At 63.6% G+C, this 12,174-nt stretch carries 9 protein-coding genes; 6 read left to right on the top strand and 3 right to left on the bottom strand.

Going from position 1 to position 12,174, the window contains the following annotated elements; genetic code table 11:
- Positions 1 to 55: 55 nt before the first annotated feature.
- Complete coding sequence (locus GLW01_RS12800) at positions 56 to 2,548, top strand: penicillin-binding protein 1A (RefSeq protein ID WP_202405718.1); 2,493 nt, start codon at positions 56 to 58, stop codon at positions 2,546 to 2,548.
- Positions 2,549 to 2,634: 86 nt separating this feature from the next.
- Here the strand turns inward: GLW01_RS12800 and GLW01_RS12795 are convergent, their stop codons facing one another.
- The gene (locus tag GLW01_RS12795; protein ID WP_151440402.1) at positions 2,635 to 3,900 is read right to left on the bottom strand and encodes a malic enzyme-like NAD(P)-binding protein; all 1,266 of its coding nucleotides are present in this window, start codon (positions 3,898 to 3,900) and stop codon (positions 2,635 to 2,637) included.
- A gap of 41 nt (positions 3,901 to 3,941) precedes the next feature.
- Positions 3,942 to 4,163 (bottom strand): 50S ribosomal protein L31, encoded by a 222-nt coding sequence (gene rpmE, locus GLW01_RS12790; protein WP_077529212.1) that lies wholly within the window; start codon positions 4,161 to 4,163, stop codon positions 3,942 to 3,944.
- 158 nt (positions 4,164 to 4,321) lie between these two features.
- Between rpmE and GLW01_RS12785 the strand changes: the two genes are divergently transcribed.
- The 5 genes from GLW01_RS12785 (at position 4,322) to hslU (ending at position 10,858) form a co-directional block, all read left to right on the top strand.
- Entirely contained in the window at positions 4,322 to 6,505 is a 2,184-nt protein-coding gene (locus GLW01_RS12785) for a primosomal protein N' (protein ID WP_160899282.1), read from the top strand.
- Positions 6,506 to 6,613: 108 nt separating this feature from the next.
- On the top strand, positions 6,614 to 8,368 hold the full coding sequence (argS, locus tag GLW01_RS12780; RefSeq protein ID WP_151440404.1) for an arginine--tRNA ligase: 1,755 nt from the start codon (positions 6,614 to 6,616) through the stop codon (positions 8,366 to 8,368).
- Between the two features lie 11 nt (positions 8,369 to 8,379).
- Positions 8,380 to 8,901, top strand: coding sequence for an SPOR domain-containing protein (locus GLW01_RS12775; RefSeq protein ID WP_202405717.1), 522 nt, complete (start codon positions 8,380 to 8,382; stop codon positions 8,899 to 8,901).
- An 83-nt stretch (positions 8,902 to 8,984) separates the two neighbouring features.
- A complete protein-coding gene (hslV, locus tag GLW01_RS12770; protein ID WP_160899281.1) occupies positions 8,985 to 9,515 on the top strand; it encodes an ATP-dependent protease subunit HslV in 531 nt (176 codons plus the stop codon).
- Between the two features lie 11 nt (positions 9,516 to 9,526).
- A complete protein-coding gene (gene hslU, locus GLW01_RS12765) occupies positions 9,527 to 10,858 on the top strand; it encodes an ATP-dependent protease ATPase subunit HslU (RefSeq protein ID WP_151440406.1) in 1,332 nt (443 codons plus the stop codon).
- A gap of 3 nt (positions 10,859 to 10,861) precedes the next feature.
- On the opposite strand, the gene GLW01_RS12760 is transcribed toward hslU, so the two are convergent.
- The gene (locus GLW01_RS12760) at positions 10,862 to 12,115 is read right to left on the bottom strand and encodes a patatin-like phospholipase family protein (RefSeq protein WP_151440407.1); all 1,254 of its coding nucleotides are present in this window, start codon (positions 12,113 to 12,115) and stop codon (positions 10,862 to 10,864) included.
- Positions 12,116 to 12,174 lie beyond the last annotated feature (59 nt).

The raw sequence follows: 12,174 nt of genomic DNA, 5'->3' as shown, positions 1-12,174 counted from the left end.
CCTCCTGAAGCAATTTATGAAATGATAGACGCATAGTCCAAAATTGTCAGAGAAAATGTCCCGCACACTCCGTTACATCCGTATCCTCAGTTGGCTTTTTCTTGCCGGTGGCGCCGGTGCCGCCATGGTACTGGCCGCCTTCTACCTGTACCTCCAGCCTGGCCTGCCGTCCGTGGACCAGCTGCGGGACGTGAACTTTCAGACGCCTCTGAAAGTGTATACACGTGACAGCAAACTGATAGCCGAATTCGGCGAAATGAGAAGAACGCCACGGGATCTGGAAGCTGTACCTGGGCACCAGATCCAGGCATTCCTGGCCGCCGAGGACAGCCGCTTCCACGAGCACCATGGTGTTGATCTGCGGGGACTTATCCGCGCCACCTGGGAGCTTGCCATAACCGGCTCCATCCAGTCCGGGGGCAGCACCATCACCATGCAGGTTGCAAAAAATTTCTTTCTGTCACGAGATCAAACGTTTCTCCGCAAGTTCAACGAGATCCTTCTGGCCCTGCAGATCGAACGCGAGCTTTCCAAGGACGAGATTCTTGAGCTCTACGTTAACAAGATCTACCTCGGCAACCGCTCCTACGGCATTGAGGCCGCAGCACAGGTCTACTATGGCAAACCCATCACCGACCTCAACCTCGCCCAGATGGCCATGATTGCAGGGCTGCCCAAGGCGCCGTCCACCGCGAACCCGCTGGCCGACCCGGAGCGGGCCCTTGAGCGGCGGGACTGGATCCTCTCGCGCATGGCCTCACTGGGCTACATCAGTGACGATGAATACCGCAAGGCAACCAGCAAAGGTGTCAGCGCACGCTACCATGGCCCTGAACTCGCACTGAACGCGCCCTATGTGGCCGAAATGGCCCGTCGGGAAGCCCTGCGCCAGTTTGGCCAACAGATCTACAGTGAAGGCTATGAGATCCACACCAGCGTGCACAGCGCAAGGCAGCAGGCCGCCACGCGCGCACTCCGCCAGGGCCTGGAAGCCTATGATCGCCGACACGGCTATCGCGGCCCGGTCGACCAGTGGGCGCCGGAAATGCTCAATGACCGTGACGCACTGAGCAAGCGCCTGGAGGACCTGCCCCGGGTAAACGATCTCGTCCCCGCCGCCATCGTGGGGTTGAACGACAACGCCGCCACTGCCGTGACAGCCCTGCATGACAGCGTCACCATCCCGATGCGCCACATGCGCTGGGCCCGGGAGTACATCAATGAGAACCGCACCGGGCCGGAACCGGAGTCACCCCAGGATGTGGTATCCGTTGGGGATGTCGTCTATGTGCGGATTCCCGTTCAGGATGTCCTGCGCCCCGAGAGTGAGCAGGATACGCTGACAGCCGAACTGATGCAGATTCCCGAAATCCAGGGCGCCATTGTCTCCATGTCACCTGATGACGGTCGTATTGAGGCGCTGAGCGGCGGCTACAGCTTCAGCATGAGCTCCTACAACCGGGCCACACAGGCCTACCGGCAGCCCGGCTCCGCCTTCAAGCCCCTGATCTTCCTTGCGGCCCTGGAGCACGGCTCGACAGCCGCCACCACCATCAACGACGCCCCCATCGTCTTTGATGACGAGGACCTGGAGACCGCCTGGCGCCCGCAGAACGCCGGCGGCCAGTTCCGGGGCCCGACTACCCTGCGCCAGGCGCTGTACCAGAGCCGCAACCTGGTCGCCATCCGACTGCTGCGACAGACCGGTATCCAGCGCACACTGAACTACATCGACAGCCTGGGACTGGACACCAGCCGGCTCCCGAGTGACCTGTCGCTGGCCCTGGGAAGCGGGGCCATGACCCCCATGGAGATGACGCGCGCCTATGCCATGATCGCCAACGGCGGTTACGAGGTAACACCCTGGGTTGTTGAGCGCATCGTGGGTCCAGAGGGCAAAGTGCTCCGCGAAGCGCCGGAAACGCACCAGTGTAACGACTGCAGCAAGGATCCGGAGGTTCTGGATGCGACGCTCCCCGATCTCGACAGGAATAGCGGGAGCAACAGGGATACGGATCCGGTCCGCCCCGTCCACACCATGGAGCGGGTCGCCGATGAAGAGGCGATCTACATCCTCCAGTCCATGATGCGTGATGTGATCGAGAGAGGCACCGGGCGTGCTGCGCGCTCGCTCGGGCGAGAGGATCTGGCGGGCAAAACGGGGACAACCAACAACCAGCTCGACACCTGGTTTATGGGCTTCAACACGGGCATAGCAACCGGCACCTGGGTGGGCTTTGATCAGCCCCGCTCCCTGGGCCGGCGCGAGTTCGGCAGCGTGACAGCGCTGCCCATATGGAAAGACTATATGGAGGTCGCACTCCAGGGGATGCCCGAGAAGCTCATGGAACGCCCTGCCGGCATCGTCTCACGCCGCATTGACCCTGATACCGGCGAGAGCGCCAGCACGGACAACCCCGATGCCAGGTTCGAGATCTTCCGATCGCGCTATGCCCCGGAGCCGGTATCCCCCGGTGATTCGGGAAGCCGTGATGAGAACGGACGCGGGGAGAACGGAGAATCCACACCGGCACAGCAGCTGTTCTGAGGCAGCGGCGACAACTAACCACAAAAAAGCCCCGGCCATGACTGACCGGGGCTTTTTTCATCCTTGCCCTGAACAGGCGTCAGGGTTCAGATGATGTCTTCCATGGACTTGAGCGGGTAATGATCCGGATACTTCTTGCCGGCCACGCCGCTGTCCACCGCAGCCTTAGCCACTGCTGCCGGAACAAACTCCAGCAGACGCGGATCCATGGGCTTGGGAATGATGTACTCCCTGCCGAACTGGAATCCGCCCACACCATAAGCCTGGGCGATACTGGACGGAACGGATTCCTTGGCCAGCTCGCGGATGGCGTGGACTGCCGCGACCTTCATCTCCTCATTGATCTCACTGGCACGAACGTCCAGTGCGCCACGGAAGATGAATGGGAAACCCAGAACGTTGTTCACCTGGTTCGGGTAATCGGAACGACCTGTCGCCATGATGATGTCATCACGGGTCTCCAGCGCCAGCTCCGGCTTGATCTCCGGATCCGGGTTGGAACAGGCGAACACGATCGGGTTCGGCGCCATGGACTTGAGCATCTCAGGCGTCAGCAGGTCCGGTCCCGAGAGACCAACGAATACGTCGGCCCCTTCCAGGGCGTCCGCCGGTGTACGGCGATCAGTCTCAACCGCAAACATGGCTTTGTACTGATTGAGATCCTCACGGCCGGAGTGCACCACACCCTTGCTGTCGAGCAGCATGATGTTCTCGGGGCGGGCCCCACAGCTGATCAGGATCTTCATGCAGGCAACGGCCGCCGCGCCGGCGCCCATGCAGACAATGCGCGCCTCTTCCAGCGTCTTGCCCTGGAGCTCCAGCGCATTGAGCATGCCGGCGGCGGTCACAATGGCCGTACCGTGCTGGTCGTCGTGGAAGATCGGCACGTTACACTGGTCAATCAGCGCGCGCTCAATTTCGAAGCATTCCGGCGCCTTGATGTCCTCAAGGTTGATACCACCGAAAGTATCCGCAATACGCGCCACCGTTTCGATGAACGCCTGCGGGCTTTCGGAGTTCACCTCGATGTCGAACACATCAATGCCGGCGAACCGCTTGAACAGCACCCCTTTACCTTCCATAACCGGCTTGCTCGGCAGCGCGCCGAGGTTGCCCAGGCCAAGAATGGCACTGCCATCGGAGATGACGGCCACCAGGTTGCCTTTGGTGGTGTAGAGGTAGGCGTTCTCGTGATCCTTCGCAATCTCGCGCACCGGCTCCGCCACGCCCGGGCTGTACGCCAGGGACAGATCCCGCGAGGTCTGGGTCGGCTTGGTGATTTCCACGCTTATTTTGCCGGGGCGCGGCTTGGCGTGGTAATCGAGCGCTGCTTGCTTCATATCTTCAGACATTGCCAATCTTCCGTTTCTGGATGGAGAGAAGTCCTGTCGAGTCAGCTGTTGCCGCCACCGATCTTGCCGCGGAAACGACGGTTGAACTTGTCGATACGGCCACCAGTATCCATGACCTTCTGCTTGCCGGTATAGAAGGGGTGGCAGGCGGAGCAGACATCAACATGGATGTCCTTGCCCACAGTGGAACGGGTGTGAATGACGTTGCCGCAGCTGCACGTCGCCTTCATTTCCTTGTATTCAGGCTGGATATCGTGATTCATGGTTGACCTCTCTAGCAGGCAATGCCGCCACCCGGGCCATCCGCCGGGCACCGCATTTGAAACATTTGGGATTCCGGTGCAGACTCTCGGCCGGCACCTCGGCCACTGTGTAAGCGGCGCATCATAGCAGATTCAGCACCCAGCGCAAGGAGACCCCGTTGGCGACATTGGCACGCATCGCCCTCCCCCGTGCGGTCCGTCAGCTGTTCGACTACCGTATTCCCGAGGGCATGACGCTGACCCCTGGGCAGCGCGTGCGCGTGCCACTGGGAAAGCAGCGTACACTGGGCCTGGTCATGGAGCTGGATCCACCGGATCCACCGGACATGACGCTCAAACCGGTAGAGACACCCCTGGAAGACTGGCCGGTACTGCCGGATGACGCCCGCGAACTTCTGCTCTGGGCAGCCCGATACTACCAGCACCCGCCGGGAGAGTGCGTGTTTGCGGCACTTCCCCCGGCCCTCCGCCGGGGGGCGCCGGCCAGCCTGCCCAGACCCACCGTCTGGCTGGCCACTGATGCGGATATCTCGAACCTGCCAACACAGGCCCGGCGCCAGCGTGAACTGCTGGTATGGCTCAACCAGCACCCCGGCCAGCCGCTGACCTCCATCAAGGCGGCCGGCTTCACCCGGGAAGTACTGAAGAATCTCGAGAAACGGGGCCTCGCCACGGAACGCACTGCCAGCGAGGATGCCTGCACCTGGCCGGACGCCCCCTCCATCGAACTCAACAGGGATCAGGCCACGGTACTGGACAACCTGAACGCGCCCGGGGAGGGCTTTGCCAGCCACCTGGTCTTTGGTATCACCGGCAGTGGCAAGACCGAACTCTACATTGAGTTCATCAAGCAACGCATCGCCGCCGCGCGGGATCCGGACCGGGCCCAGGTGCTGGTCCTGGTGCCCGAGATCAGCCTGACTCCGCAGACACTCGCCCGGTTCGAGACCCATTTCGGCGCCCGTATCGCCGTCTGGCACTCGGCGCTCAACGCCACCGAGCGCCTGTCCACCTGGACACGGGTGCGGGAGGGCGAGCCGCTGATCCTGATCGGCACCCGCTCGGCCGTTCTTCTGCCCTATGCCAACCTGGTCACGATCGTGGTCGACGAGGAACACGACGGCTCCTACAAGCAGATGGAAGGCTTCCGCTACTCCGCCCGGGATCTGGCCATCTACCGGGCCTGGCAGAGCGGATGCCCGGTCATTCTGGGCTCGGCCACGCCCTCGCTGGAGTCCTGGCACAACGCGCGAAAGCAGCGCTATCATCTGCACCGCCTGGAACGCCGCGCCGGCAATGCCACCCTCCCCCGCACCGACCTGGTGGATGTACGCAGCCGCCCGCTCAGCGGTGGGCTCTCACCTCCGCTACTGGAAGCCATCGACCAGACCCTGGAAGCCGGCGACCAGGCGCTGCTGTTCATCAACCGCCGGGGATTCTCCCCCGTCGTGATGTGCTTCGAGTGCGGAGCTCCCATTGAATGCCCGCACTGCGATGCCCGGCTCACCTACCACCGCTACGACAACTGCCTGCGCTGTCATCACTGCGGGCACCAGCAGGCTGTGCCCCGAACCTGTCCGGAATGCGGCAAGGAAGGGTTGAACGCAGTCGGCCAGGGAACGGAGAAGACGGAATCCGTGCTTGCGGAACGCTTCCCGGAAACCCCCGTCATCCGTATCGATCGCGACAGCACCCGGCGTCGTGGACGGCTGGACGAACTCCTGGCGCCAGTCCGCAGGGGCGAGCCCTGCATTCTCGTGGGTACCCAGATGCTGGCCAAGGGCCATGACTTTCCCGGCGTGACCCTGGCGGGCATCCTGGATGCGGACGGCGGCCTGTTCAGCAGCGACTTCCGGGGCCCCGAACACCTTGCCCAGCTGGTCATCCAGGTCTCGGGGCGTGCCGGACGCGGTGAACGTGGCGGCCGGGTGCTCATCCAGACCTGCCAGTCGGGCCACCCGCTGCTTACCCAGCTCTGCACCGGGGACTACCCCAGCGTCGCGGACACCCTTCTTCAGGAACGGGAGGAAGCAGGCCTGCCGCCGGCCAGCTTCATGACCGCACTGCGGGCGGAAGCCCCGACCATGGCGGACAGCCTGGCCCTGCTGGACGATCTCGCCCGCCGTGCCGAAGCCAGCCCGGCGCCGGTTTCCGTGCTCGGCCCCTTCCCGGCGATCATCGCCCGCAAGGCCAACCGACACCGGGCCCAGATCCTGTTCCAGAGCCAGGACCGTCCGGCCCTGCACCGCCTGACCAACCAGCTCTGCCGCTACCTGGAACAGAACCGGCCCGCCGGCGGCGTGCGCTGGGCGGTGGACGTGGACCCGCAGAGCCTGGATTGAGTCTGGTTCCCGATTCCCCGATAATGGCGCATCGTCATCCGCGACCGGACGCCCCTGCTCGCGAGCCAGACACGGAAACCCCAAAAGCACACCAGGCCACTGTTCCCAATGAAAGACCGCATCGCCGAACTTCTCCAGAAAGCCGTTGAAACCCTGACCACCGAGGGGGTCATCCCAGCCGAAGCCGCACCCACTGTCGAGGTGGAGCCGGCGCGTGACCGCAACCATGGTGACTTCGCCAGCAACATCGCCCTCAAGGCGGCCAAGCCGGCGGGCATGAAACCAAGGGACCTGGCGGAGAGGATCGTCGCGGCACTGCCCGGGGACGATGCCATCCGGAAGGTGGAGATCGCCGGCCCCGGCTTCATCAACCTCTTCGTCAGCCACGCCAGCCAGTTCGACATTCTGCGCACCATCCGGGAACAGGGGCGTGAATACGGCCGTCAGGATCTGGGCCAGGGCAAGTCCGTGCAGGTCGAATTCGTTTCCGCCAACCCCACCGGCCCGCTGCACGTGGGCCATGGCCGCGGTGCCGCCTACGGGGCCAGTGTCTCGGATCTGCTCGAAGCCGTCGGCTACAGTGTCCACCGCGAGTACTACGTCAACGACGCTGGCCGCCAGATGAGCATCCTGGCGCTCAGTGTCTGGCTGCGCTATCTGGAACAGGGTGGTGAGTCCTTCACCTTCCCCGCCAACGGCTACCGCGGCGACTATGTCCTGCCCATCGCCCGCCAGCTGCGCGAGGATGCAGGTGACAGCCTCCAGCACCCTGCCGCCACCGTCTTCAGCGGCATCCCGGCGGACGAGCCCGAGGGCGGCGACAAGGAAGCCCACATTGATGGCCTGGTGCAGCGCGCCCGGGAACTCATCGGCGAAGAGGCCTTCGCCCGGGTCTTTGACCTCGCACTCAACGCCATCCTCACGGATATCAAGGAAGACCTGGCCGGTTTCGGCATCCATTTCGACGAATGGTTCTCCGAGCGCAGCCTGCGCCCGGACATCGAGGACGCGCTGCAGCGGCTCGAGCGCAACGGTCACCTGTACCAGGAAAACGGCGCCACCTGGTTCCGCGCCACCACTTTCGGTGACGATAAGGACCGCGTCGTGCGCCGCGATAATGGCGAAACCACCTACTTCGCCTCGGACATCGCCTACCACCTGAACAAGTTCGAGCGTGGCTTCGACAAGGTCATCAACGTCTGGGGGGCAGACCACCATGGCTACATGGCCCGGGTGCGCGGCGCCATCGAGGCCCTGGGCGTGGATCCCGGCAGGCTCGACATCCAGCTGGTGCAGTTCGCCATTCTCTACCGGGGCAGTGAGCGGCTTTCCATGTCCACCCGCAGCGGCTCCTTCGTCACCCTGCGCGAGCTGCGCGATGAGGTGGGCAAGGATGCAGCGCGTTTCTTCTACGTCACGCGCAAGGCCGAACAGCACATGGACTTTGACCTGGAGCTGGCCAAATCCGAGAGTAAGGATAACCCCGTCTACTATATCCAGTACGCTCATGCCCGGGTCTGCAGTGTGCTCGAAAAAATGCGTGCTCAGGGCCTGGACAGCAGCGTCAGCCTGGAACCGGCCATCCTGGAACACCTCGAACTCGAGGAAGAGAAGGATATCGCCGCCATGATGGCCCGTTACCCGGAGATTCTGGGAAAGGCGGCGGAAGCGCTGGAGCCCCACCAGCTCACCCATTACCTGAGGGACCTGGCCGGCCAGTTCCACAGCTACTACAACGCCCACAAGGTACTGGTGGACGATGACCCGCTCCGCCAGGCGCGGGTTGCCCTGTCGCTTGCGGTGCAGCAGGTCCTGGCCAACGGCCTCGAACTGCTTGGTGTCAACGCGCCGGAATCCATGTAAGGGACGCGATCATGGCCAAGAAGAAGGACTCAACCTCCCTGCGCTGGCTGATCCCAGTGGCGCTGCTTTCCGGGTTCGTGGGATTCCTTGTCTATCTGGACTCGCTGGAACCCGACGGCGGTGACAGGCAGCCGGAGACATCCACCGCTCCGGAAAAGCCGCCCGAACAGGAAAGCAGCGGCGAAACCCCCGACTTCCAGTTCTATGAAATGCTGCCGGAGTCCGAGGTCGCCACGCCGGATATCGAGGCCTACCGTCCGGACGAGTCCGAAAGCGACCGGAACCTGGAGTACATATTGCAGGCTGGGTCCTTCCAGAGCCGGGAAGACGCCGAACGCCAGCGCGCCCAGGTCGGCTTCCAGGGCCTCAGGGCCCGTATCGCCGAAGTCAGCGTGAATGATGGCGGCGTCTGGTTCCGCGTCATGGTCGGGCCCTTCGACTCCCGCAGCCGCATGAACCAGGCCGTGGACCGCCTTGTCGAGATCAACATCCAGCCGATGGTGCGCCGGCGCGAGGCCGAAGGCGAGGGCTGACGCCCTGCCGGCACACCTTGAAATACAGTTCCCAAGCCCCCACTTCCGGATAAACCCCAAACCCGGCAACCACGGGAGTACGCATGACAACCATTCTTTCAGTACGCCGTGACGGCGAGGTCGCCATGGGCGGCGACGGCCAGGTTTCCCTCGGCGACACCGTCATGAAAGGCAACGCCCGCAAAGTACGGCGGCTGTACAACGACCGTGTGCTCGCCGGCTTCGCCGGCGGCACGGCCGACGCCTTCACCCTGTTCGAGCGTTTCGAGGCGCAGCTGGAGAAATACCAGGGCAACCTCACGCGCGCCGCCGTGGAACTGGCCAAGGACTGGCGCACGGACCGGGCCCTGAGGCGGCTCGAGGCCATGCTGGCGGTGGCGGACGCGGAAACCTCGCTGATCATCACCGGTAACGGCGACGTGGTCGAGCCCGAGGAAAGCCTGATCGCCATGGGCTCCGGCGGCCCCTACGCCCAGGCAGCCGCCAGGGCCATGCTCGAGAACACCCAGCTGACGGCGCGCGAGATTACCGAGAAAGGCCTCGATATCGCCGCCGATATCTGCGTCTATACCAACCATAACCGCGCGCTGGAAGTCATCGAACCCAGCGACTGACAGGAGTATTCATGGCAGGCATGACCCCCCGGGAGATTGTTGACGAACTCAACCGCCACATCGTCGGCCAGGACGAGGCCAAGCGCTCCGTCGCCATTGCCCTGCGCAACCGCTGGCGGCGCATGCAGGCAGAGACCGACATCCAGGACGAGATCACCCCCAAGAACATCCTCATGATCGGCCCCACGGGCGTGGGTAAGACCGAGATCGCGCGCCGGCTCGCCAAGCTGGCGGAAGCGCCCTTCATCAAGGTGGAGGCCACCAAGTTCACCGAGGTGGGCTACGTGGGGCGCGACGTTGAATCCATCATCCGCGACCTGACCGAGAACGCCGTCTCGCTGCTGCGCGAGAAGGAAATGGCCCGGGTCCAGGACCGCGCCCTGGACGCCGCCGAGGACCGCATCCTCGACGCCCTGCTGCGGCCACCGCGCGATCAGGAAGAGGACGAGAAAGCGGATAACAGCTCCGCCACCCGTCAGATGTTCCGCAAGAAACTGCGCGAGGGCGAGCTGGACGACAAGGAGATCGACATTGAGGTCAGCGCCAACAGCGGCGGCGTGGAAATCATGACCCCGCCGGGCATGGAAGAGATGACCAGCCAGCTCCAGTCGCTGTTCTCCAGCATGGGCAACGACAAGAGCAAGACCCGGCGCATGCGCGTGGCGGACGCCTTCGAGCAGGTGCGCGAGGAAGAAGCCGCGCGGCTGGTCAACGAGGAGGAAATCAAGCAGCGCGCCATCCAGGTGGTCGAACAGAATGGCATCGTCTTCCTGGATGAGCTGGACAAGGTCGCCAAGAAGAGCGATTCACAGGGCTCCTCGGACGTCTCCCGCGAGGGCGTGCAGCGCGACCTGCTGCCGCTGATCGAGGGCAGCACCGTCAGCACCAAGTACGGCATGGTGCACACGGATCACATCCTGTTCATCGCCTCCGGCGCTTTCCACCTGACCAAGCCCTCGGACCTGATCCCCGAGCTCCAGGGCCGTCTCCCCATCCGCGTGGAGCTCAAGGCCCTGACTCCGGGCGACTTCAAACGGATCCTGACCGAGCCACGGGCATCACTGGTGGCCCAGTATGAAGCGCTGATGAGCGCGGAAGGCGTCAACCTGACCTTCACGGACGAGGCCATCGACCGCATTGCGGAGATTGCCTGGAAGGTCAACGAGAGCACCGAGAACATCGGTGCCCGGCGTCTGCACACGGTCATGGAAAAGCTTCTGGACGACATCTCATTCGATGCCGGTGACCAGATCAGCGAGGCCTTCGAGGTCACGGCGGATTACGTGGAGCAGCAGCTCGGCGAGCTGGCCGAGGACGAGGACCTCAGCCGCTACATCCTGTGAGCCTCAGAGCATCTGTCGGGCGCTGTTGATCAGCCCCGACACCTGCTCCACGCCGGAGCCGAAGCGGCTCCGGCGCTTGCCTTCCTGAGCCACAAACACCGGCAGCATTTCCCCGTAGAGACTGGTGCTGATGGTGCGCTGCTCATCCGCCAGGATATCCCGATTGAGGGTAATACCATGGGGCGCCAGCTGGCTCTCCAGCTCATCGGCACGGCGCAGCAGGTCGCGCCGGGTCATCTGATAGGCGTGCTCACAGACCATACGCCGGGACTGGAAGCTGAACACGTTCGAGAAGAACAGCTTGGCGTCATCACGCTCCGGCTGGAACAGGACAATGTCCGAGTCCGGGTACTGGTCCGCATACTGCGCAATGCCCGCCTCCATGCGCGAATACACCATGGTCCGGAAGGTCTGCCCCAGGATGTTGGGCATACCGGAATCCGTAAGTGCGCCCGCGTTCATGGTGCCCGCACGCACCGCGGCACTGGCGTCGATGGGCACCAGCGGGTTGATGGCGAGCACGAGATCGGCCCCATCCTCCAGGGCGACCGAAGCATGCAGCCCCTTGCGCAGGGTACCGTCAACGTAGAAGCGGCCGTCGATCTCCACCGGCATATAGATCCCCGGCGAGGCAATGCTGGCCTGCACAGCCCGGGAGATGGGCACATGATCAAACCCGGGGGCTCCCAGTCGCACCGCCTCACTGCTCTCCAGGTCGGCCGCAATGATGTAGAGCCTGTGGCGCAGCTGCCGGAAATCGTTGGTCCGCCCCAGCATGCTGAAGGCACGGCGCAGGTACTCATGCAGCCCGGTGTTGTCGAACAGCCCCGCCGGCGCCACCTGGGCCAGCACCGTGAGCGCATCCAGCAGGCTCTGGTCGTAGGGGTTACTGGCGAAACGCCCGAACGCCTCGCGCAGCAGCCCCGGAACCGCCAGCGCCCGACGCACGTACTCGCGGAACGCCGGCCGGTAGAACACCTCCGGGTGGAAGGGGTGCACATCGGCCTCGTTCTTCACAAAGATCCGGCACAGCTGTGCCGTGGTCATCTGGTTGGCGAGATTGGCTGCAACGAAAGAGCCGGCACTGACACCGACGTAGACATAGAGGTCATTGAAGTCGACGCCATCCAGCGCCTCATCCAGGGCCCGCAGCGCGCCGATTTCATAGATTCCGCCCAGTGGGCCGCCGCCCCCGAGTGCCAGCCCGATCCGGGGCCGCTCCGGGCGCTCGGCAGACCTGCGTGACAGTGTTTCCATGGATTACCCCTTGATCTGACTGCTCACTCAAGACTAACGGCGTCTTCTAGAGTAGACAT

It is taken from the genome of Vreelandella halophila (genome assembly GCF_009856365.1).
In the GTDB taxonomy this organism is placed as follows: domain Bacteria; phylum Pseudomonadota; class Gammaproteobacteria; order Pseudomonadales; family Oleiphilaceae; genus Halospina; species Halospina utahensis_B.
The sequence above is the reverse complement of the archived record's forward strand: the minus strand, read 5'-3'. Positions and strand labels throughout refer to the sequence as shown.

What these genes read in the sequence shown, in the direction of transcription:
- rpmE (WP_077529212.1), bottom strand. Translation starts at nt 4,163, where the DNA reads ATGAATCACGATATCCAGCCTGAATACAAGGAAATGAAGGCGACGTGC.
- GLW01_RS12800 (WP_202405718.1), top strand. Translation starts at nt 56, where the DNA reads ATGTCCCGCACACTCCGTTACATCCGTATCCTCAGTTGGCTTTTTCTT.
- GLW01_RS12795 (WP_151440402.1), bottom strand. Translation starts at nt 3,900, where the DNA reads ATGTCTGAAGATATGAAGCAAGCAGCGCTCGATTACCACGCCAAGCCG.
- argS (WP_151440404.1), top strand. Translation starts at nt 6,614, where the DNA reads ATGAAAGACCGCATCGCCGAACTTCTCCAGAAAGCCGTTGAAACCCTG.
- hslV (WP_160899281.1), top strand. Translation starts at nt 8,985, where the DNA reads ATGACAACCATTCTTTCAGTACGCCGTGACGGCGAGGTCGCCATGGGC.
- GLW01_RS12760 (WP_151440407.1), bottom strand. Translation starts at nt 12,115, where the DNA reads ATGGAAACACTGTCACGCAGGTCTGCCGAGCGCCCGGAGCGGCCCCGG.
- hslU (WP_151440406.1), top strand. Translation starts at nt 9,527, where the DNA reads ATGGCAGGCATGACCCCCCGGGAGATTGTTGACGAACTCAACCGCCAC.
- GLW01_RS12775 (WP_202405717.1), top strand. Translation starts at nt 8,380, where the DNA reads ATGGCCAAGAAGAAGGACTCAACCTCCCTGCGCTGGCTGATCCCAGTG.